Source organism: Microbacterium sp. SORGH_AS_1204, from assembly GCF_030818935.1.
Classification (GTDB): Bacteria; Actinomycetota; Actinomycetes; order Actinomycetales; family Microbacteriaceae; genus Microbacterium.
Window position 1 is genome coordinate 146,692 of the sequence record NZ_JAUTBD010000001.1, and the last position, 21,898, is coordinate 168,589.

At 70.1% G+C, this 21,898-nt stretch carries 16 protein-coding genes; 12 read left to right on the forward strand and 4 right to left on the reverse strand.

What is annotated here, in order from left to right:
* Positions 1-283: 283 nt before the first annotated feature.
* The 4 genes from dnaK to QE410_RS00635 all read left to right on the forward strand — a co-directional run bounded on the left by dnaK (position 284) and on the right by QE410_RS00635 (position 4,291).
* A complete protein-coding gene (gene dnaK / locus QE410_RS00620; RefSeq protein WP_307326677.1) occupies positions 284-2,155 on the forward strand; it encodes a molecular chaperone DnaK in 1,872 nt (623 codons plus the stop codon).
* Positions 2,156-2,164: 9 nt separating this feature from the next.
* Positions 2,165-2,779, forward strand: a complete 615-nt coding sequence (locus QE410_RS00625; RefSeq protein WP_307326678.1) for a nucleotide exchange factor GrpE — start codon at positions 2,165-2,167, stop codon at positions 2,777-2,779.
* 11 nt (positions 2,780-2,790) lie between these two features.
* The gene (locus QE410_RS00630) at positions 2,791-3,777 is read left to right on the forward strand and encodes a DnaJ C-terminal domain-containing protein (RefSeq protein WP_307326679.1); all 987 of its coding nucleotides are present in this window, start codon (positions 2,791-2,793) and stop codon (positions 3,775-3,777) included.
* 76 nt (positions 3,778-3,853) lie between these two features.
* Positions 3,854-4,291, forward strand: coding sequence for a heat shock protein transcriptional repressor HspR (locus tag QE410_RS00635; protein WP_058231753.1), 438 nt, complete (start codon positions 3,854-3,856; stop codon positions 4,289-4,291).
* Positions 4,292-4,353: 62 nt separating this feature from the next.
* Here QE410_RS00635 and QE410_RS00640 read toward each other — a convergent pair whose 3' ends face one another.
* Positions 4,354-4,947, reverse strand: a complete 594-nt coding sequence (locus QE410_RS00640; protein WP_307326680.1) for a hypothetical protein — start codon at positions 4,945-4,947, stop codon at positions 4,354-4,356.
* Between the two features lie 169 nt (positions 4,948-5,116).
* Between QE410_RS00640 and QE410_RS00645 the strand changes: the two genes are divergently transcribed.
* From QE410_RS00645 to QE410_RS00660, 4 genes are all read left to right on the forward strand, one after another.
* Complete coding sequence (locus QE410_RS00645) at positions 5,117-6,844, forward strand: ABC transporter ATP-binding protein (protein ID WP_307326681.1); 1,728 nt, start codon at positions 5,117-5,119, stop codon at positions 6,842-6,844.
* Positions 6,841-9,012, forward strand: coding sequence for an ABC transporter ATP-binding protein (locus QE410_RS00650; RefSeq protein WP_307326683.1), 2,172 nt, complete (start codon positions 6,841-6,843; stop codon positions 9,010-9,012). The genes QE410_RS00645 and QE410_RS00650 overlap by 4 nt, the downstream gene beginning before the upstream one ends.
* A 1,186-nt stretch (positions 9,013-10,198) precedes the next feature.
* The gene (locus QE410_RS00655; protein WP_307334279.1) at positions 10,199-11,359 is read left to right on the forward strand and encodes a glycosyltransferase; all 1,161 of its coding nucleotides are present in this window, start codon (positions 10,199-10,201) and stop codon (positions 11,357-11,359) included.
* Between the two features lie 4 nt (positions 11,360-11,363).
* A complete protein-coding gene (locus QE410_RS00660; protein WP_307326685.1) occupies positions 11,364-12,662 on the forward strand; it encodes a glycosyltransferase in 1,299 nt (432 codons plus the stop codon).
* A gap of 545 nt (positions 12,663-13,207) precedes the next feature.
* Here QE410_RS00660 and QE410_RS00665 read toward each other — a convergent pair.
* On the reverse strand, positions 13,208-13,507 hold the full coding sequence (locus QE410_RS00665) for a hypothetical protein (RefSeq protein ID WP_307326688.1): 300 nt from the start codon (positions 13,505-13,507) through the stop codon (positions 13,208-13,210).
* Between the two features lie 87 nt (positions 13,508-13,594).
* Between QE410_RS00665 and QE410_RS00670 the strand changes: the two genes are divergently transcribed.
* Together QE410_RS00670 and QE410_RS00675 are read left to right on the forward strand one after the other, a co-directional pair.
* Entirely contained in the window at positions 13,595-14,605 is a 1,011-nt protein-coding gene (locus tag QE410_RS00670; RefSeq protein WP_307326690.1) for a GlxA family transcriptional regulator, read from the forward strand.
* 240 nt (positions 14,606-14,845) lie between these two features.
* Positions 14,846-17,041: an ATP-dependent Clp protease ATP-binding subunit gene (locus tag QE410_RS00675; RefSeq protein WP_307326693.1), complete on the forward strand. Its 2,196-nt coding sequence runs from the start codon at positions 14,846-14,848 to the stop codon at positions 17,039-17,041.
* 182 nt (positions 17,042-17,223) lie between these two features.
* Here the strand turns inward: QE410_RS00675 and QE410_RS00680 are convergent, their stop codons facing one another.
* Positions 17,224-17,808 (reverse strand): nitroreductase family protein, encoded by a 585-nt coding sequence (locus tag QE410_RS00680; protein WP_307326695.1) that lies wholly within the window; start codon positions 17,806-17,808, stop codon positions 17,224-17,226.
* 626 nt (positions 17,809-18,434) lie between these two features.
* On the reverse strand, positions 18,435-19,796 hold the full coding sequence (locus QE410_RS00685; RefSeq protein ID WP_307326697.1) for a glucose-6-phosphate dehydrogenase: 1,362 nt from the start codon (positions 19,794-19,796) through the stop codon (positions 18,435-18,437).
* A gap of 113 nt (positions 19,797-19,909) precedes the next feature.
* Here QE410_RS00685 and QE410_RS00690 point away from each other — a divergent pair, with 113 nt between their 5' ends.
* A complete protein-coding gene (locus QE410_RS00690) occupies positions 19,910-21,691 on the forward strand; it encodes a glycoside hydrolase family 15 protein (protein ID WP_307326699.1) in 1,782 nt (593 codons plus the stop codon).
* The gene (locus QE410_RS00695; RefSeq protein WP_307326702.1) at positions 21,688-21,891 is read left to right on the forward strand and encodes a hypothetical protein; all 204 of its coding nucleotides are present in this window, start codon (positions 21,688-21,690) and stop codon (positions 21,889-21,891) included. The genes QE410_RS00690 and QE410_RS00695 overlap by 4 nt, the downstream gene beginning before the upstream one ends.
* The last annotated feature ends 7 nt before the right edge of the window (positions 21,892-21,898 follow it).

Sequence of the window (21,898 nt, forward strand, 5' to 3'; positions counted from 1 at the left end):
GTGGCGCGTCGTCGTGTGGGTGAGAAGCGAATTCCGCGCATCGAGCCAGCGGGCGGACGCCGAGGTGGGCGACGACCCGCGTGCCCGAGACGCTGGGCGCGCCGGGATGCCAACGGCGCTGGGCGTGCGCGGCATCCGGAAGTTGAGCCAATTCATATCAAGTCTCCTTGACGCCCGCGAGGGCCTGCGCTAGCCTTGAGTCATCGCGGCTCAACCCGCGCAGCAGACTTCGCACCAACCTCGAGTCGTGGCATCCGCCCGACTCACAAGCAAGGAGACACATATGCCCCGTGCAGTGGGAATCGACCTCGGCACGACCAACTCCGTCGTGAGCGTGCTCGAGGGTGGCGAGCCCAAGGTCATCGCCAACGCCGAAGGCTTCCGCACGACCCCCTCGGTCGTCGCCTACACCAAGGACGGCGAGGTGCTCGTCGGCGAGACCGCCAAGCGCCAGGCCGTCACCAACGTCGACCGCACCATCTCGAGCGTCAAGCGCCACATGGGCACCACCTGGACGTTCGACGTCGACGGCAAGAAGTGGACGCCGCAGGAGATCTCGGCCCGCATCCTGCAGAAGCTCAAGCGCGACGCCGAGGAGTACCTCGGTGACAGCGTGACGGATGCCGTCATCACGGTGCCCGCGTACTTCAACGACGCCGAGCGTCAGGCCACCAAGGAGGCCGGTGAGATCGCGGGCCTCAACGTGCTCCGCATCATCAACGAGCCGACGGCCGCGGCCCTCGCGTACGGCCTCGACAAGGGCAAGGAAGACGAGCTCATCCTGGTCTTCGACCTCGGTGGCGGAACCTTCGACGTCTCGCTGCTCGAGGTGGGCAAGGACGACGACTTCTCGACCATCCAGGTGCGCGCCACCTCGGGTGACAACCGCCTCGGCGGTGACGACTGGGACCAGCGCGTCGTCGACTACCTCATCAAGCAGTTCAAGGACACCACCGGTGTCGACGTCTCGGGTGACAAGATCGCCCTGCAGCGTCTGAAGGAAGCGGCCGAGCAGGCCAAGAAGGAGCTGTCGAGCTCGACCTCGACCTCGATCAACCTGCCGTACCTCTCGCTGACCGACTCCGGTCCCGTCTCGCTGAGCGAGACCCTCACCCGCGCCAAGTTCGAGGACCTCACTAAAGACCTCCTCGACCGCACCCGCAAGCCCTTCTCCGACGTCATCCGTGAGGCCGGCGTCAAGGTCGACGACATCGCCCACGTGGTGCTCGTCGGCGGCTCGACCCGCATGCCCGCGGTCGCCGAGCTGGTGAAGAAGGAGACCGGTAAGGATGCCAACAAGGGCGTGAACCCCGACGAGGTCGTGGCCGTGGGCGCAGCCCTGCAGGCCGGTGTGCTCAAGGGCGAGCGCAAGGACGTCCTGCTCATCGACGTCACCCCCCTGAGCCTCGGCATCGAGACCAAGGGCGGCATCATGACCAAGCTCATCGAGCGCAACACGGCCATCCCCACCAAGCGCAGCGAGACCTTCACCACCGCCGACGACAACCAGCCGTCGGTCGCGATCCAGGTCTTCCAGGGCGAGCGCGAGTTCACTCGCGACAACAAGCCGCTCGGCACCTTCGAGCTCACCGGCATCGCCCCGGCGCCCCGCGGCATCCCGCAGGTCGAGGTCACCTTCGACATCGACGCCAACGGCATCGTGCACGTTTCGGCGAAGGACAAGGGCACCGGCAAGGAGCAGTCGATGACCATCACGGGTGGCTCGTCGCTGCCCAAGGAGGACATCGAGCGCATGGTGCGCGAGGCCGAGGAGAACGCGGCCGAAGACAAGAAGCGCCGCGAGTCCGCCGAGACCCGCAACCAGGCCGAGACCCTGTCGTACTCGATCGAGAAGCTGATCAAAGAGAACGAAGACAAGCTCCCCGCCGAGGTCAAGACCGAGGTGCAGGGCGACGTCGACGCGCTCAAGACGGCCCTCGCCGGTGACGACGACGACGCGGTCAAGACCGCGTTCGACAAGCTGAACGCCAGCCAGGGCAAGCTCGGCGAGGCCATCTACGCCTCGTCGCAGGCCGCGGGCGAGCCCGCCGACCCCAACGTGGGCCAGCCCGGCAACGGCGAGACGCCGAACCCCGAGGAAGACGTCATCGACGCCGAGGTCGTCGAAGACGACAAGCCCGAAGACAAGAAGTAAGCAGAGAACATGGCACACAAGGACGACGATCAGCCCACGGGCTCGGGCGCCGGTCCTGACGAGACGGGGCCGGAGGAGAACACCTCCGGCCCCGCGCCGTCGGGCGAGCAGCCTGAGAGCGATGGGACGGATGCCGATGGCCTGACCATCGAAGACATCCTCGGCGCCGAGCAGACGCCCGAGGCCGCAGCCGAAGACGCCGGTTCCGACCGCGAAGCCTCGCTGCTGATCGACCTCAAGCGTCTGCAGGCCGAGTACGCCAACTACCGTCGGCGCACCGAAGAGCAGCGCCAGCGTGAGATCGAGCGCGCCAAGGGCGAGGCCGTGAAGGGCCTGCTGCCCGTCATGGACGACCTCGACCGCGCCGCAAAGCACGGCGACCTCGTCGAGGGCAGCCCGCTGGCCGCCATCGGCGACAAGGTGCGCGCGGTGGCCGAGCGTCTCGGTGTGGTGTCGTACGGCGCCGTCGGCGACGTTTTCGATCCGCAGCAGCACGAGGCGATCTTCCAGGCGCCGACCCCCGGTGCGACCGAGACCACGATCCTCGAGGTCGTCGAGGTCGGCTACCGCCTCGGTTCGGTCGAGCTGCGACCGGCGAAGGTCGTCGTCGCCGTGCCGGCCTAAGAGGAGGATCCATGGCGAGTCAGGACTGGTTCGACAAGGACTTCTACAAGGTCCTCGGTGTCGACAAGAGTGTCAGCGCTGCCGATCTGAAGAAGACGTACCGCAAGCTCGCGCGCCAGTACCACCCCGACTCGAACCCCGGTGACGCGAAGGCCGAAGCGAAGTTCAAGGAGATCAGCGAGGCGTACTCGGTGCTCAACGACCCCGAGCAGCGCGAGGAGTACGACCAGATCCGGGCCATGGGCTCGGGGGCGCGCTTCTCGGCTCCCGGGGCCGGCGGTGGCGGGGGCTTCGACGACGTCTTCAGTCGCTTCGGTCAGCAGCGCGGCGGCGGTCAGGCGCCGGGCGGCTTCGAAGACATCTTCTCGATGTTCGATCAGGGCGGCGGCGGCTTCGGCTCCGGCCGGTTCGGTCAGACCACGGGCGGGTTCCGGGGATTCGGCGGCCCGCAACGCGGGGCCGACGTCACGGCGCGCACGACGCTCGACTTCGTCACCGCGGCCAAGGGCGAGACGATCACCCTGCAGGGCGAAGACAACGTGCCCTTCAAGGTGAAGATCCCCGCGGGCGTCTCCGACGGGCAGAAGATCCGTCTGCGTGGCCGGGGTCGTAAATCGCCCGACGGCGGCGAGAGCGGCGACATCGTCGTGACCGTCGCGGTGCGCCCACACCCGGTGTTCACGCGCGACGGCCTCAACCTGCGGGTGGCGGTCCCCGTCACCTTCACCGAGGCCGCCCTCGGCGCGACGATCGAGGTCCCCACCCTCGGCGGTGACCCGGTGCGCCTGCGCGTCGCTCCCGGCACCCCGTCAGGGCGTGTGCTGCGCGTCAAAGGACGCGGAATCGAGTCCAGCAAGGGCTCCGGTGACCTGCTCGCCGAGGTCCAGGTCGCGGTGCCCGCTCACCTGGACGACGCCGCCCGCGAGGCCCTCGAGCGTTTCCAAGAACTGCAGCCGAAAGAGAACCCGCGCGCCGATCTGATGTCGAAAGCGCGATAGAACAGCATGAGTGGGCTCCCGGCATCCGGGTTCAGGATGCCGGGAACCCGCCGCCGACACGACGGAGGGAGAGACCGTGCCCGAGAGGGAGATCGACGAAGACGCCCCCATCTTCGCCATCGCCGCCGCTGCCGAGCTGTCGAACATGCACCCGCAGACCCTGCGGCAGTACGACCGGCTCGGTCTCGTCGTGCCCGCGCGCACCCAGGGCGGGTCGCGCCGCTACTCCAGCCGTCACGTGCAGCAGCTGCGCGAGGTGGCTCGTCTGTCGGGCGAGGGCATGAGCCTGCCCGCCATCGCCCGCCTGCTCACCCTCGAACAGCAGGTGCACGACCTCGCGCGCCGCGTGAACGACCTCGAGCGTCAATTGACGATCGAGCGGCAGTCGCGCCCGGGTGCCCGCGTCTTCGCAGCCGGGGCCACCGGCTCGGTCGTCACGCTCCGCCACGGCGCTCGCGTCCGCCGCGCCACCGACATCGTGCTGTGGCGCCCGCGCGACATGCACGGTGACTGACGGCGTCCTCAAGGCCCCGGCTCGACCGTCTCGTTGCGACGGGTTCGCTGGCTCGGGGCGGCTCAGGCCGGCTTGATCCGTAGAACCGTAGGCACTTCGCCGACCTTCAGGTCGTCGACGACGCGCACCGTGCGTGCCACGGCATCCACCGTCCCCACGACGGTGCCGAAGCGCTCACGATCGGAGCAGACGGCCGTCACCGTGACGAAGTGCGAGCCGGTGTCCCACGTGTAGGTCGCGAAGGGCGGCGTGCGCGGGTCGCTCGGCAGCGGCATGGCCAGCTTCTCGCCGACCCCGAGGAAGGGATTGGGGAACGACTCGGTGTCGTCGTACTCCATCGACATCATGGCCCGGGCGGTTCGCGCCTGCGGAGTCGCCTCCTGCAATTGCGCCATGACGACGAGCAGTTCGGGGTCGCTCTTCCACACCCACACCAGCACGCGCCCGGCGGCCCGGCGCATCAGCAGCGGGGTCGCCTGGCTCAGGAGCCACGCGAAGGCGCCGCCGCCGGGGCGGGGGGCCGCTCCCGCCGCCTGATTGGCCTGGCTGAGCAGCATGCCGATCGCGGCCTTACGGTGGCGGCGGCCGCGCAGGCCGAGGGAGCCGGTGACGGGCACCCAAAGGTCGGCGGGGGCGTCGGCCTGCAGTCGGGACATGCCCTCAGCCTACGATCCGGTGCCGGGAAGAGGGATGCCGGAGGCTCGGCGCGGGGCGGCGGCAGCCGTCGATCGCGGGTGTGCGCGCAGAGGGTCGCCGGTGTCGGAGGTTGGTGCAAGGCTGTATTCGGCGGCCACCCCGACCGCATCACGATCGTTCGGAGGTGCCGTGCTCGGCAAGATCCTCATCCGCTACCTCTCCCGGTATCGGTGGTTGCTCGTCGCACTGCTGGTGTTCCAGTTCGTGGCGGCGATGGCGTCGCTCTATCTGCCCCGACTGAACGCCGACATCATCGACCAGGGCGTCGCGAGGGGCGACACCGCCTTCATCTGGTCGCAGGGTTCGCTCATGCTGGCCATCTCGCTCGGCCAGATCGCGGCATCCATCATCGCGACCTACTTCGCGGCGCGCGCGGCGATGGCCGCGGGCCGCGACATCCGCCGCGACATCTTCGAGAAGGTCAGCGGCTTCTCCGAGCGCGAGCTGTCGCACTTCGGTGCGGGGTCGCTCATCACCCGCAACACCAACGACGTGCAGCAGGTGCAGATGCTCGCCATGATGGGCGCGACCATGCTCGTCAGCGCGCCGCTATTGGCGATCGGCGGCATCTTCATGGCGCTGCAGCAAGACGTGGGCCTCAGCTGGCTCATCGCCGTCTCGGTTCCCACACTGCTGCTCGCGGCCGGCCTCATCATCGCCCGTATGGTGCCGCTGTTCCGCAGCTACCAGTCCAAGCTCGACGCCGTGAACCGCATCATGCGCGAGCAGCTGACCGGCGTGCGAGTGGTGCGCGCTTTCGTCCGCGAGCGCATCGAAGAGAAGCGCTTCCGCGGGGCCAACACCGACATCATGATCGTGGGCCGCAAAGTCGGATCGTTGTTCGTGCTGCTGTTCCCGCTCGCGATGCTCGTGCTCAACGTGACCGTGGTCGGCGTCATCTGGTTCGGCGGCATCCAGGTCGATGCGGGGAGCGTGCAGATCGGTACGCTGTTCGCCTTCATGCAGTACGTCGCCCAGATCCTCATGGGCGTGCTCATGGCGAGCTTCATGACCGTGATGATCCCCCGCGCCGCCGTCTCGGCCGAGCGCATCGGCGAGGTGCTCGACAGTCACTCCACCCTCGAGCGCCCTGCCAACCCCGTGAGCGTCTTCCCCGAGCACGGCGCCGTCGAGTTCGACGACGTCGCGTTCGCCTACCCGGGTGCCGAGTCGCCCGTGGTCTCGGGTGTGAGCTTCGCCGCCCGACCCGGCGAGACCGTCGCGATCGTCGGCTCGACGGGCGCGGGCAAGACCACGCTCGTCTCGCTCATCCCGCGGCTGTTCGACGTGACGGCCGGCGCCGTGCGGGTGGGCGGGGTCGATGTCCGAGAGGCCGACCTTGACGTGCTGTGGAAGAGCATCGGGCTCGTGCCGCAACGCCCCTTCCTGTTCAGCGGCACGGTGGCATCCAATCTCCGCTTCGGGCGCGAAGACGCCACCGACGACGAACTCTGGCGAGCGCTCGAGATCGCGCAGGGACGCGACTTCGTCGAGGCGATGGACGGGCAGCTCGACGCCCGCATCGCCCAAGGGGGTACGAACGTCTCGGGCGGCCAACGCCAGCGTCTCGCGATCGCACGGGCCATCGTTCACCGACCGGCGGTGCTGGTGTTCGATGACTCCTTCTCGGCGCTCGACCTCAGCACAGACGCGAAGCTGCGTCAGGCGCTGTGGCAGGAACTCCCCGAGGTGACCAAGATCGTCGTCGCGCAGCGCGTCTCGACCATCACGGGCGCCGACCGCATCGTCGTGCTCGAAGAGGGTCGGCTGGCCGGCGTCGGCACGCACGACGAACTCCTGCAGACGAGCAGCACCTACCGGGAGATCGTCGAGTCGCAGCTGGGGGTGGAAGCGTGAGCACCACCGATGCCCTGACCGAAGAGGAGCGCGCCGAACTCGAGCTCGCCGAGCAGGCCCGACTCAACTCCGGCGACTGGGACAGCGTCGCGCCCGGGAAGGCCTCGAACTTCGGCCCCAGCTTCCGACGGCTGATCGGCCTTCTGCGCCCCTACGCCGCGGCCTTCACCTTCGTGTCGATCCTGGGGGCTGTCGGCGTCGTGCTGGCGGTGCTCGCCCCGCGGGTGCTCGGAGACGCGACGAACATCATCTTCGAAGGCGTGGTCTCGAAAGGGCTCGCCGAACAGTTCCCGGCCGGCACATCGCAGGTGGAGGTCGTCGAGGCCCTGCGCGCGGCGGGCCAGGGCGACATCGCCAACATCGTCGGCGCGATGAACAACTTCTCGGTCGGTGCGGGCATCGATTTCGACGCGTTGCGTCTCGTCGTCGTGGCGGTGCTGGCCATCTACGTCGGCTCGTCGCTTCTGTCGTGGATCCAGGGCTACGTCATCAACGTCATCATGGTCCGCACCATGTGGCGCCTGCGCGAAGACGTCGAAGCGAAGATCAACCGCCTGCCGCTGTCGTACTTCGACAAGGTGCAGCGCGGCGAACTGATCTCCCGCGTCACCAACGACATCGACAACATCACGCAGACGATGCAGCAGTCGCTCTCGAGCGCGCTGACGTCGGTGCTCACGGTCGTAGGCGTGCTCATCATGATGTTCACGATCTCGTGGCAGCTCGCGCTCGTCGCCCTCGTGTCCCTGCCGCTGATGGCCGTGATCTTCGGCGTCATCGGACCGAAGTCGCAGAAGGCCTTCGGCGAGCAGTGGAAGAAGGTGGGTCGCCTCAACGCGCGCGTCGAGGAGTCGTTCTCGGGCCACGCGCTGGTCAAGGTGTACGGCCGCGAGAAAGACGCCCGCGACACGTTCGAGATCGAGAACGAGGAGCTCTACCAGGCGAGCTTCAAGGCCCAGTTCCTCTCCGGCATGATCATGCCCGGCATGATGTTCGTCGGAAACCTGACCTACGTCGGCATCGCCGTGCTCGGCGGGCTCATGGTGGCCGGCGGCCAGCTGCGCCTGGGCGACGTGCAGGCGTTCATCCAGTACTCGCAGCAGTTCACCCAGCCGCTGTCGCAGCTGGGCGGCATGGCCGCGGTGGTGCAGTCGGGCACGGCGTCGGCGGAGCGCGTCTTCGCCCTCCTCGACGCCGACGAACAAGACCCGGACGCGGCGGATGCCCCCGCCCACGTCGATGGTCGCGGCGTCATCGAGTTCGAGAGCGTCCGCTTCGCCTACACGCCGGAGCGGCCGCTCATCACCGATCTGTCATTCCGCGTCGAACCCGGTCAGACGGTCGCGATCGTCGGTCCCACCGGCGCCGGCAAGACGACACTGGTCAACCTCATCATGCGGTTCTACGAGCTCGACGGCGGCCGCATCCTCATCGACGGGCAGAACATCGCCGATCTGCGTCGCGACGATGTCCGTGCGCGCACCGGCATGGTGCTGCAGGATCCGTGGCTGTTCGCGGGCTCCATCCGCGACAACATCCGCTACGGCCGCGAGAGCGCCACCGACGACGAGATCGTCGAGGCCGCTGTCGCCACGCGCGTCGACCAGTTCGTGCACTCACTGCCCGAGGGCTACGACACCGTGCTCGACGAAGACGCCGCCAACGTCTCGGCTGGAGAGCGGCAGCTCATCACCATCGCGCGCGCGTTCGTTGCCCGCCCGTCGGTGTTGATCCTCGACGAGGCGACGTCGTCGGTCGACACCCGCACCGAGCTGCTGCTGCAGCAGGCGATGGCCGCGCTTCGCGAGGGGCGCACGTCGTTCGTCATCGCGCACCGCCTCTCGACCATTCGCGACGCCGACCTCATCCTCGTGATGGAGCACGGCGACATCGTCGAGAAGGGCACGCACGACGAACTCATCGCCGCCGAGGGAGCGTATTACCGCCTGTATCGCTCGCAGTTCGAGCAGGCAGCGGCCGACCCCGACGTCGCCGAGGCCCCGCCGGGCGCCGACCCTCAGCGCGCACCGGCAACCGACGACGCCGAGGTGGTGTCGACGTTCGCGGCGGCGGCATCCGAGGTCCCAGCCCCCGCGGGCACCGACGGACCGCCGCGCCCGGCGCACGGTGCGCCCACGCCCGACCCCCGTCTGGACGGGAAGGGGTAACCCCGGCCCTTCGACACGATCCGAAGCCCGCTCCGCCTCGCGCCGAGCGGGCTTCGTCGTGGCCCGTGCCGCTCGCAATGGCGTTCGGGGGGGGGGGGGGGGGCGTCTCGTTTGGAGCGGCTTCTGCTCTTTGGGGCGGGTGATTAGTGCCCCGAGTGGCGGATTCCGCCCCGATTTGGGCGTACTCGCGGGTCGTCGGCGCGTCGTCGGTGCGGGCGTGGTCGTCTTCGCGAGATCGGGCCTGGCGCGGGTGGGCGTCGTCGTTCCCGGTACAGCTTGCACAGCGTTGGGCCTCCGGGTTTGGGACGGATTCTGCTCTTTGGGGCGGGTTCTTCGTGCCCCGAGTGGCGGATCCCGCCCCAATCCCGGGTCACTTGCGGTTGGCCTCCGCAAGATCGGGCGCGGGCGGGCGTCGTCGTTCCCGGTACACCTTGCACAGCGTTGAGGGCTGACGTCCGGTTTGGGGCGATTTCTGCTCTTTGGGGCGGGTATCTCGTGCCCCACGTGGCAAATCCTGCCCCGAACCTGGAGTGCTGCGTTGTTCGCGTGAGCCTCGTCAGGCGGAGCGGCGTCCGGCGCGTGAGCTGCGTTCCGGGGCGGGTGGTTCGCGCCGCAGGGGGCGAACCACGCCCGGCGCCCGTGCCGGCCGTCGCAGGGGGCGGGCGCCGCGCGGCGCCGCGCCAGCCGCAGCGGGGAGCGCCCCCGGAGGCCGAGGCCACCCGCGGCGGCCGTCACCGGCCGCGGCCGGGCCGGGCGCAACCCACCCTGGGGATGCCTCCCGGGGTCGCAAAACCCGCTCGGGTAGGGTGGACGAACGCTCGACCCGCCCCGCGCGAACCGCCCGCCGCACAGATAGGCCTCACCGTACGTGACCACTCCTGCGACGCCCGCCGACCATTCCGCCTCCGGCGTCCCCGCCGAATCGCCCGCAGCAGCGACGCCCGGCTCGTCGGCCGAGCCCGCTGCCTCTGCGGCCGAGCCTGCCGCGGCGACGCCCGCCCCGCCGGCCGAGCCCGCAGCCTCTGCTGCTGAGCCTGCCGCGGCGGCGCCCTCCTCTGCGGCTGAGCCCGCGGTGGCGGCGACGCCCGCCCCGCCGGCCGAGCCCGCAGCCTCCGCGGCCGAGCCTGCCGCGGCGGCGCCGTCCGCCTCCGCCGACGCCACGACTGCCCGCACAGAGGACCGCCCCCTGCGCATCCTCATCGGCGCCGACACCTTCCTTCCGCACGTCAACGGTGCCGCGCGCTTCGCCGAGCGTCTGGCCGCCGGGCTCGTCGCGCGCGGCCACGACGTGCACGTCGCCGCGCCCAGCATCGGCCACAGCAACGCCGGCACCGCGACCGAGACGGTCGAGGGTCAGCCGATGACCATGCATCGACTCCCCGCGTTCCGCTTCCGCCCGCACGACTGGATCACGTACGTGCTCCCGTGGCGCTCGAAGCACTACGCGCGCATCGTGCTCGACGAGGTCAAGCCCGACGTGGTGCACATCCAGTCGCACATCGTCATCGGTCGCGGTCTCACGCGGGAGGCGCGCAAGCGCGGCATCCCCGTCGTCGCGACCAATCACGTGATGGCCGAGAACATCCTCGACTTCACCACCCTCCCCGACTTCCTCGACCGCATCTTCGTGAAGCTCGCGTGGGCTGACGCCGAGCGCACGTTCAAGATGACCCGCGCCGTCACCACGCCGACCCGTCGGGCGGCCGACTTCCTCGAGAAGACGATCGACATCACGGGCGTCATTCCCATCTCGTGCGGCATCGACCGTGCCAATTACCGCCCGGACCTCACTCCGCGCGACAAGAACCGGCTGCTCTTCGTCGGGCGTCTCACGACCGAGAAGCACATCGACGTCGCACTCAAGGCCCTCGCGCAGCTCGACCCGGCCCTCGACGTCACCTTCGACATCGTCGGCGGCGGTGACCAGCGGCCCAAGCTCGAGGCCCTCGCCCAGCAACTCGGCGTCGCCGGGCGCGTCACGTTCCACGGCCACGCCTCCGAAGAAGACCTGCGCGCGCTCTACTCGCGGGCGAGTGTCTTCGTCATCGCCTCGATCGCCGAGCTCCAGTCCATCGCGACGATGGAGGCCATGGCATCCGGACTCCCCATCGTGGCCGCCAATGCCGTCGCCCTCCCGCACCTCGTGCACCACGGCGAGAACGGTTACCTGTTCGAACCGGGTGACGCCGAAGGGCTCGCCGCGCGCGTCACCGACGTGCTGACCGCCTCTCCCGAGGAGCGGTTGCGGATGCAGCAGGCGTCGCTCGACGAGGTCGCGGTTCATGACATCACCCGCACCCTCGACACGTTCGAGGCGCTCTACCGCGGGCGACCCCTGCCGGAGTAACCGCGTGCACGTCGTCATGTTCGCCGACCAGCACCTCGAGTCGCTCGGCGGAGCGCAGGTGTCGATGCGGCTGCAGAAGAGATTTCTCGAGCGCGCGGGACACGTCGTGACCGTGGTGGCACCGAGGCTGCATCGCGAGGCGCCCGGCGACGCCGCCTACCTCGACATGCCCTCGATCCCGATCACGCCCGACCGCGAGTACGCGCTCTCCTGGCCGGGCGCCCGCACCGATCGTTTCGTCGACGCGCAGATGGGTGCGCGGCTCCCCGTCGACGTCGTGCACGTGCAGGCCGACTTCTGGGGCGCGTTCATCGGCCACCGCTATGCGGCCCGGCACGGCCTGCCCGTCGTGCACACGATGCACAACCGCGTCGACGTGGGAATCGAAGCGACGGCTCCCTTTCCACGGCTCGTGTTGCGCGTGCTCAATGCCTGGGCGCGTCGGGTCCTGCCGGGTGCGGCCGACGCACGCCCGAACGCTCGGAGCTCGCAGCGCCCGGCCGGCGACTCTCGCGACACGAGCGATCCTGGCGAGGGGGGAAGGGATGCCATGGCTCACGGCCGTGCGGCGACGCTCGGCGCCACTGACGGGTGGGCGTATCTGCGCCGCCTCGCCCGTCTCTCGCGCGCTGTGACCGCCCCCTCGTCGCACTTCGCCCGCCGCCTCGAGCGGCACGGCGTGACGCCCGCCGTCGACGTCGTCTGGAACGGCATCGACGACGACGTGCTCGACGCCGCCCTCTCGGTCGAGGCGTCGGTGCGCCGTCCGGGTCGTCCGCGCTTCGTCTGGCTCGGGCGCATGAGCCCCGAGAAGCGGCTCCTGCCCTTCCTCGAAGCCGTGATCGCGTCGGGAATCGACGCCGACATCGAGGTGATCGGCGGGGGAGCGCAGGGGCGGGCCGCGCGTCGGCTCGTCGAGCGCGGGGCCCCGCAGGCGACGGTGACCTTCGCCGGCCGGCTGCCCTACGCCGAGACGCTGCGGCGCTTGGCCGACGCGGACGCGGTGGTGCAGACCTCGATCGGGTTCGAAACGCAAGGGATGACCGTCTTCGAGGCCGCGTCCCTCGGCACGCCCGCCGTGGTCAGTGACCCGGACATCGCCGGTGAACTCGGATCGGGAACGTGGACGGTGGCGGATGCCACCGTTCCGGCGCTCGCGAACGCCCTGCGCCGGGCGACGGCCGACATCGCCGCAGGCACTGCCGTCGGACCGGACGCCTCGATCGCTGAGCGGTTCCGCCAGTCGTCTCGCACGGCCGCGATGATCGACGTCTATCGCCGGGTGGTCGCCGCCGGGCGCTGAGACTCGGCGCTGCGGCTGAGTTCGGTGCCCAGCGGTGGGGCCGAGGCCCCGCACACGTCGTCGGGGCGACGGGCTTTGTGGTCGCGACGTCCGGGTCGCGCCGTGGTGGGTGCCGCGTGCACAATGGCGGGCGTTTCTGCGACGCGCCGGGGTGGTGGTATCCGGTGTCGGCGTGTCGTTGGTTTCTCCTGCCGTTGTGCACGGGTTTGGTGTGGTGGCGACGGGCTCCGTGGTCAGGACGTCCGGGTCGCGCCGTGGTGGGTGCCGCGTGCACAATGGCGGGCGTTTCTGCGACACGCCGGGGTGGTGGCATCCGGTGTCGGCGTGTCGTTGGTTTCTCCTGCCGTTGTGCACGGGCTTGGTGTGGTGGCTACGGGCTCCGTGGTCAGGACGTATGGGGTCGGGCCGTGGTGGGTGCCGCGTGCATAACGGCGGGGGTTTCTGCGACGCGCCGGGGTGGTGGCATCCGGTGTCGGCGTGTCGTTGGTTTCTCCTGCCGTTGTGCACGCATGGTGCGGGGGTATTCGTGCCGCAGGGCTCCGAGATCACTTCGCTCGAGCGATGCGCAGCGGGCGCGTGACCGGCGCCGTCGACGGCGCCGAGACCTGGAGGCTCGGTCGCGCGGCCTCCACGCCCGACGGCGCCGAGACCTGCAGGCTCGGTCGCGCGGCCTCCACGCCCGGCGCCGCGGCGGGCGCGTGCTGCGTGCGAGCGGATCGATCGGCGCGGGCTGCGACCCGCGACGGGTCGGTGGGAATGCGGCCGTAACCGTCGGTGCGCACGAGCCAGACGGTTCCGATGATGCCGGCGAGGGACAGGATGCCGAGAGCGATGAAGTAAGCCATGGCAGGAAAGCTACGGGTAGAGGAATGGTGCCCACGAGTGGCATGATGGACGTCAGTCGTCATATTTCTGCCACATCGGAGGTTCATATGCGCTCGGTCGCCGTCGTCATCCAGCCGGGGTTCGCCCCGTTCGAGTTCGGACTCGCGTGCGAGGCGTTCGGGCTCGACCGTAGCGACGACGGCATCCCGAACTTCGACTTCCGCATCGTCGCGCCCGATCCGGGCGTCGTGCCGTCGAACATCGGCTTTTCGGTCAACGTCGAGCGCGGTCTGGAGGCGGCGGCCGACGTCGACATCCTCGTTCTCGCCCCCATCCCGCGGTCGTCGTGGGCGTCGGTGGACCCCCGCGTGATCGAGGTGGTTCGCGCCGCACACGCCCGCGGAGCCTGGTTGTTGAGCGTCTGCAGCGGGTCGTTCGTCATCGCGGCATCCGGGGTCCTGGATGGCAAGCGCGCGACGACGCACTGGCGATACACCGACACGCTCAGCCGGATGTACCCGCAGATCGAGGTCGATCCCGATGTGCTGTACGTGCAGTCGGGCAACATCATCACCAGTGCCGGCACCGCCGCGGGCCTCGACGCGAGTCTTCACCTGCTGCGCCAGGAACTGGGTTCCGAACTCACCAACCGCATCGCCCGGCGCATGGTCGTCGCTCCGCAGCGCGATGGCGGGCAGGCGCAGTTCATCGCCTCACCGATCCCGATCGACTCGTCTCTCTCGTTGGCCCCGGTGACCGAGTGGATGCTGCAGAACCTGGATGCCGAACTCTCGGTCGATCGGCTGGCCGCGCGTGCCCACATGTCCCCGCGTACCTTCGCCCGACGGTTCAAGGCCGACCTCGGTGCGACGCCGGCGGCCTGGCTCGCCCGTCAACGTCTGCTGCACGCGCAGCGGCTGCTCGAGGAGACCGATCTCGGCCTCGACCGGATCGCGACGGAGTGCGGGTTCGGTTCTGCGGCGGTGCTGCGGCAGAACTTCGCCCGCACGATGGGGCTCACCCCCACCGCCTACCGCGCGCGGTTCTCGTGCACGGGGCCCGAGGAGACGGCATCCGTCGCTGCGGTCGCCGCCGCGGCGGAGCCCGTGCCCGCCTGATTGTTCCGCCCCGCGTGGGTCGGCGAGATCACGTGACCTCGTCGAGATCGCACCGCATGGCGGGTGGTCTCGTCCAGAGCGCGTGATCTGGTGCGCCAGCGCGGCGCGGGGGCGACGCGGCGCGGGAACGGCGGTGGCGTCGAGCTCGTGGCATCCATTGTCCCGCTCTGATGCGGGTGCTAAACTTGAGTCAACGCCGCTCAAGTTTGAGTGAGAGCGAACCGACTTCCAGGAGAACAGATGAACGCCACACAACAGCCGGGGCAGGAGGACGCGCGCAGCGCCCTCGAACAATTCGGCATCAACCTCACCGACCGGGCCCGTCAGGGCAAGCTCGACCCCGTGATCGGGCGCGACGGCGAGATCCGCCGCGTCAGCCAGGTGCTCACCCGGCGCACCAAGAACAACCCCGTGCTCATCGGCGAGCCCGGCGTCGGCAAGACCGCCGTCGTCGAGGGTCTCGCTCAGCGCATCGTCGCGGGCGACGTCGCCGAGAGTCTGAAGAACAAAGAGCTCGTGTCGCTCGACATCTCGGCGCTCGTCGCCGGGGCCATGTACCGCGGCCAGTTCGAGGAGCGCCTCAAGAGCGTCCTGAAAGAGATCACCGAGTCCGACGGGCGCGTCATCACGTTCATCGACGAGCTGCACGTGCTCATGGGCGCGGGCGGCGGCGAGGGCTCGGTCGCGGCCTCCAACATGCTCAAGCCCATGCTCGCCCGCGGCGAGCTGCGCCTGATCGGCGCGACCACGCTCGACGAGTACCGCGAGTTCATCGAGAAGGATGCCGCGCTCGAGCGGCGCTTCCAGCAGGTCTACGTCGGCGAGCCCACGGTGGAGGACACCGTCGCGATCCTCCGCGGCCTCAAGGAGCGGTACGAGGCGCACCATAAGGTCGCCATCGCCGACGCGGCGCTGGTGGCCGCGGCATCCCTGTCGAACCGATACATCCCCGCGCGCCAGCTGCCTGACAAGGCGATCGACCTGATCGACGAGGCCGCGTCGCGCCTGCGCATGGAGATCGACTCCGCCCCGCTCGAGATCGACGAGCTGCGGCGGCACGTCGACCGCCTCAAGCTCGAAGAGCTGGCGCTGAAGAAAGAGAAGGACGACGCCTCGAAGGAGCGCCTGGCGGCGTTACGCGAGGCCCTCGCCTCCGAGCAGGCCAAGCTCGACGAGCTGCAGGCCCGGTGGGAGCGCGAACGTGCGTCACTCAACCGCGTCGGTGAGCTCAAAACCCGACTGGATGCCGCGCGCGTCGACGCCGAACGGGCCCAGCGCGAGGGCAACCTCGAGCGCGCGTCACGACTGCTGTACGCCGAGATCCCGGCTCTCGAGCGCGAACTCATGACCGCCGAGCGCGAGGAGCCCGCCGGCGATCGCATGGTGAACGACCAGGTGACCGACGAAGACATCGCCGCGGTCATCGCCGCCTGGACCGGCATCCCGGTGGGGCGCCTGCTGCAGGGCGAGACCGAGAAGCTGCTGCACCTCGAGCGCGAGCTCGGCAAGCGCCTCATCGGACAGCGGGATGCCGTGAAGGCGGTGTCCGACGCCGTCCGTCGCTCGCGCGCCGGCATCAGCGACCCGCACCGCCCGGTCGGATCGTTCCTTTTCCTCGGCCCGACCGGTGTCGGCAAGACCGAGCTGGCGAAGTCGCTCGCGGACTTCCTCTTCGACGACGAGCACGCCATGGTGCGCATCGACATGTCGGAGTACGGAGAGAAGCACTCGGTCTCGCGCTTGGTCGGCGCCCCTCCGGGGTACGTCGGCTACGAGGCAGGCGGCCAGCTGACCGAGGCGGTGCGCCGGCGTCCCTACAGCGTCGTGCTGCTCGACGAGGTGGAGAAGGCGCACCCCGAGGTGTTCGACGTGCTGCTGCAGGTCATGGACGACGGGCGCCTGACCGACGGCCAAGGCCGCACGGTCGACTTCACCAACGTCATCCTGATCCTCACCTCGAACCTCGGTTCGCCGATCCTCATCGACCCGACCCTCTCGATGGATGCCAAGCGCGAGCAGGTGCAGGCGCTGGTGCGCCAGGCGTTCAAGCCCGAGTTCGTGAACCGTCTCGACGACATCGTGATCTTCCAGGCGCTCAGCCAGGACGACCTCGCCCAGATCGTCGAGCTTGCGGTCGACGCGCTGCACAAGCGCCTGCGCGAGCGCCGACTGACCCTCGCGGTCACGCCCGACGCCCGCTCGTGGCTCGCCGAGCGCGGCTACGACCCCGTGTACGGAGCGCGGCCGCTGCGACGGCTCATCCAGACCGAGATCCAGAACCGTCTGGCGATGGCGATCCTGGCCGGCTCGGTGCGCGACGGCGACATCGTGCGGGTCGACGTGGCGAGCGACGGCGATTCGCTCATGCTGGTGAGCACGGGCCCGGCGGTGGAGGAGTCGGACGACGACGTGATCGAGGCGGAGATCGTCGAGTAGTTCCCACAGCAGAGGGGATGCCGCGCGTGAGGCGTGGCATCCCCTCTCGCGCATCGGGGCTGTCCGCCGTGCGCTCGGGGGTCGCAGGCGCGTCGGTCAGCGAGAAACGCCGTCCCGATCGAGACACGACGCGGCAGTGCGTGTCTCGATCGAAACGGCGTTTCTCGGGATGAATCCGCGGCTCAGTCGTCGACGAGCAGCGACTCCGCGACCGTGCGGCGCTCGCGCGGGGCGAGTTCGCGCTGACGCAGGCCCTCTTCGGCGGCATCGATGTCGCCGAGGGCGCCGACGGCGATCACGGTGACGGGGGTGAAGCGCGCGTCGATATCGAAGGCCGCGCGCAGGTCGTCGGCGACGAAGCCGCCCATCTGGTGCGTCGCGAGGCCTCCGGCGTGCGCCTGCACGGTGAAGTGCGCGGCGGCCTGACCGCTGTCGTACAGCGCCCAGGTGCGGGCCTCACCGTCTTCGGTCTCGGTCTCGGCGAGCACGACGACGAGCGCGCCGGCCGCGGGCGCCCACGCCTGGTTGAAGCCCATGAGGGTCGAGACGAGGCGCTGGTGCGCGGCGGTGCCGCGGCGGGCCACGATGAATCGCCACGGCTGGAAGTTCATGCCCGACGGCGCCCAGCGGGCGGCCTCGAGGGCCGAGCGCAGCGCCTCTTCGTCGATGGGCGTCTCGGCGTCGAAGACGCGGGTGCTCCACCGCTCGGCGAGCACGTCGAGGATGGGAGCGTCAGTGGGGGCGGTGCGATCGAGAACGAGAGACATGGGTCCTCCTGAGAACGGAAACTGAACCGGGACGCCGTTGACCCGATCCAGTGAACGCGGGTCATGCGCGAGATGTTCCCGTGTGACGTCATGCGTCGGTCGGCGTGCGAGGCCGGTCCGCGTGCGTGGGCCGGTCCGTGCACAACGGCGGAGAGGGTGGGCGACGCGCCGGTGGGCGGATGCCAGTGGTCGGCGTGTCGCGAAGAACTTCTGCGGTTGTGCACGCCGGCGGGTGCGGGGGTGGGTCGGGTGCAGCGGGAGGTGGGCGGGCGGGGTGGGCGGTGCGTCGGGCGGGCGGCCGGGGCTGGCGGACACAACGGCAGAATTCATCGGCGACACGCCGGTGGGCGGATGCCAGTGGTCGGCGTGTCGGGAAGAACCTCCGCCGTTGTGCACACCGGCGGCCGCGGCGGATGCCGGTTGTCGGCGTGTCAGGGAACGTTTCCGCCGTTGTGCACGGCGCCGCACCGCACCGCACGGTCCGGCACCGCACGGCCCGGCGCCGGACCGCACCGCACCGCCCGGCCCGGCACCGCACCGCACCGCCCGGCCCGGCACCGCACCGCCCGGCCCGGCACCGCACCGCACGGCACCGCGCCGCGCGGGTCAGACCCTCGACATCCGTCTCACAGATTCCAAGATGCTGGTCCCGCGGTGCCCGCCGCGTACTCGTCGAGCGGCACCTCGTTCTTGCGCCACGCGTCGATGACCGGCTGCACGATGCGCCAGCACTGCTCGGCGGCGTCACCGCGGACGGCGAGCATCGCGTCGCCGTCGAGGATGCCGGAGAGCACCTCGCCATAGGCCTTGAGCGCGCCCTCGCCGAGGTCGGCGGCCAGCGTCACGCGCTCGAGTTCGAGGGGGTCGTCGGCGCCGTTGACGTTGAGGCCGAGGCTCATGGTGTCGGGGCCGAGCGAGAAGACGAGCACCGACGGCTCGCTCTCCCCGTTGAAGCCGCCGGGCAGGTGCCGCACCGGCTTGAACGCGACCGTGACCGCGCGGTGGCCCGAACTCAGCGCCTTGCCGGAGCGCAGCGTGATGGGCACGCCCTGCCAGCGGGCGTTGCGCACCTCCACGGTCATCTCGGCGAGGGTCTCGGTGCCGCGCGCGGGGTCGACGCCCGGTTCGTCGACGTACGAGGTGAAGTGACGGTCGCCGACGTCACCCGCGGTGTAGCGCGCGCGACGCGAGTTGCGCACGGGATCGTCGTCGCGCACGTGCGTCGCGCGCAGCACGGCGGACGTGGCGTCGCGCAGATCGAGCTGGTTGAGGGATGCCGGGGGCTCCATCGTCACGAACGCCATGACCTGCAGCAGGTGGCTCTGGATCATGTCGACGAGCGCGCCCGCACCGTCGTAGTAGCCGGCGCGGCCTTCGAGACCGAGCGCTTCGGGGTAGTCGATCTCGACCGACGCGATGTCGTCGGCCGACCACACGCTCTCGAGCAGGCGGTTGGCGAAGCGGGCGCCCAGCAGGTTGAGCACGGTGGATCGCCCGAGGAAGTGGTCGATGCGGAAGACCTGGTCTTCGGGTACGAGTTTCGCCAGCTGCTGATTGAGGCGGTGGGCGCTGGCCTCGTCGGTGCCGAACGGCTTCTCGAGGGCGAGCACCGTGCCGTCGGGAATGTTCACGTCGCTCAGCGCGAGGCACGACTTCTCGGCGACCGCCGGGGGCACGGCGAAGTACAGAGCGGGTCGACCCTCGGCGTCGTCGAGCAGCTTCTGCAGATCGGCGGGCTCGGTGATGTCGGCGCGTGAGTACGTCGTCTCGGACACCGCGGCGAACGCGGCTGCGGCATCCGTCGTCTGGAACGCCTTCTGCACGACCTCGCGCCAGTGCTCATCGGTCCAGTCCTCCATGCCCGCACCGTGCAGCCGGACGGAGCGGCCGGGCTCGCGCGTCAGCAGCTGCCCGAGCGCCGGCAGCAGCAGCCGGGAGGTGAGGTCGCCCGAGGCGCCGAGGATGATCAGGGTGGTGTCCGCCGTCATGCGGCCACCGTAGCGCTCCCCTCCGACACGGGCAGGATGCTTGCAGCGGGCACATGGATGCCACTAGCGCGACGCACGGCCACGATGTCGGAGGCCTCTGCCATGATCCGAGGGTGACCACACCGATCGAGCAGTACGCCCTCCTCAGCAACTGCCGCTCCGCCGCGCTGGTCTCTCGCGACGGCCGTGTCGATTGGCTGTGCCTGCCGCGTTACGACAGCGGTTCGATGTTCGCGGCCCTGCTCGGTGACGAGTCGCACGGCGCGTGGTCGATGCGCCCCGCCGATCCCGACGCGCGGGCGACGCGGCGCTACGACGGCGACACGTTCGTGCTCGTCACGAGGTGGGAGACGGCGACCGGGATTGCCGACGTCTATGACGCGATGCCGGTCGACGAGGGCGTCGACGCCCTCATCCGGCGCGTGGTCGGGGTGTCGGGCGAGGTCGACTTCCTCAGCGAGGTGCGGCTTCGCTTCGACTACGCCCGGGCGGTGCCGTGGGTGCGGCAGGTGGGGCGCGGCGGCGAGCACGCGATCCTCGCCGTGGCGGGGCCGGATGCCGTCACGATCCGGGGTCCCCGCCTGATCGCCGCCGACACCTCCCACCGCGGCCGCTGGACCACCGAGGCCGGCGTGAGCGTCGACTCGGTGCTGGCGTGGGGTCCGTCGTGGCGCGATGCGCCGGCGGCGTTCGACGTCGAGTCCGCGCTCGAACGCACGCGCGAATGGTGGGCCGCGTGGGCGGATCGGGTGCAGTCGGCCGGGACGCACGCGGCGCTCGTGACGCGCTCGCTCATGGTGTTGCGCGCCCTCACGCACACCGAGACCGGCGGAATCGTCGCGGCGGCGACCACGTCGCTCCCCGAGTCCTTCGGCGGCTCGCGCAACTGGGACTACCGCTACGTCTGGCTGCGCGACGCCGCGCTCACCCTCAGCGCCTACATCGACCACGGCTACCTCGATGCCGCGCAGCACTGGCGCACGTGGCTGCTGCGGGCGATCGCGGGCGACCCGGCCGACGTGCAGATCATGTACGGCGTCGCGGGGGAGCGAGATCTCCCCGAGCGAGAGATCCCGAGTCTTCCCGGGTACGGGGGTGCTGCGCCCGTCCGAATCGGAAACGGCGCGGTCACGCAGTATCAGGCCGACGTCATCGGCGAAGTCATGGTGGCCCTCGAGGCGGCGCGGAACGCCGGCGTCGAAGAGACGACGTTCTCGTGGTCGCTCCAGCGCGCCCTGCTGAACCAGCTCGCGGGCGAGGTCGACAAGCCCGACCTCGGCATCTGGGAGATGCGCGGCGACCCGCACTTCTTCACCCACTCGCGGGCGATGGTGTGGGCGGCGTTCGACCGCGGCATCCGGGCCGTCGACGAGGGCGGGCACGACGGCGAGGTCGAGACGTGGCGCACGCTGCGCGACCGGGTGCGGGCCGACATCGACGCGCGAGGTGTGCACGAGGGCGGGTGGTTCACCCAGCACTTCGACTCCGACGAGGTCGACGCCTCGCTCCTCGTGCTGCCGCAGGTGGGCTTCTGCGCCTACGACGACCCCCGCATGCTGGCGACCGTCGCCCGCATGGAAGAGACCCTCATGCCCGACGGGTGGCTGCTGCGCTACCGCACGACCGGCGTCGACGGGCTGATGGGCGATGAGCACCCGTTCCTCGCGTGCTCGTTCTGGCTCGTCGGGCAGTACGCCAACAGCGGTCGGCGCGACGAGGCCGTGGCGCTGATGCACCGTCTGACCGCGGTGGCGAACGACCTCGGCCTGCTGTCAGAGGAGTACGACCCCACGACGGGCCGGCAGGCGGGCAACACTCCGCAGGCTCTGTCGCACCTGGCGCTCGTCGGTGCGGCGGATGCGCTGGATGCCACGGCCCCGGGGCGCGACCAGTGAGGGGCCCGTCGTTCGCGCCCCCGGGTGCCGAGCCGGCCGGCGGGTTCCTGGATGCCGCGCCGGCCAATGCGCCCCCGGATGCCGCGCCGGTCGCGCCCCCGGAAGCCCTCACCGTCGCGATCGGCGACCCCGGCGAAGCCAACGTCCGCGGCATCCCCTTCCGCTTATCCGAGAGCGTCACGGCCTACGTGGCGTCATGACGAAAGG

Bases quoted from the DNA above. Each gene is read 5' to 3' on its own strand.
- QE410_RS00665 (WP_307326688.1), bottom strand. From the start codon at position 13,507: ATGGCTTACTTCATCGCTCTCGGCATCCTGTCCCTCGCCGGCATCATC.
- QE410_RS00670 (WP_307326690.1), top strand. From the start codon at position 13,595: ATGCGCTCGGTCGCCGTCGTCATCCAGCCGGGGTTCGCCCCGTTCGAG.
- QE410_RS00625 (WP_307326678.1), top strand. From the start codon at position 2,165: ATGGCACACAAGGACGACGATCAGCCCACGGGCTCGGGCGCCGGTCCT.
- QE410_RS00640 (WP_307326680.1), bottom strand. From the start codon at position 4,947: ATGTCCCGACTGCAGGCCGACGCCCCCGCCGACCTTTGGGTGCCCGTC.
- QE410_RS00685 (WP_307326697.1), bottom strand. From the start codon at position 19,796: ATGACGGCGGACACCACCCTGATCATCCTCGGCGCCTCGGGCGACCTC.
- dnaK (WP_307326677.1), top strand. From the start codon at position 284: ATGCCCCGTGCAGTGGGAATCGACCTCGGCACGACCAACTCCGTCGTG.
- QE410_RS00630 (WP_307326679.1), top strand. From the start codon at position 2,791: ATGGCGAGTCAGGACTGGTTCGACAAGGACTTCTACAAGGTCCTCGGT.
- QE410_RS00680 (WP_307326695.1), bottom strand. From the start codon at position 17,808: ATGTCTCTCGTTCTCGATCGCACCGCCCCCACTGACGCTCCCATCCTC.
- QE410_RS00675 (WP_307326693.1), top strand. From the start codon at position 14,846: ATGAACGCCACACAACAGCCGGGGCAGGAGGACGCGCGCAGCGCCCTC.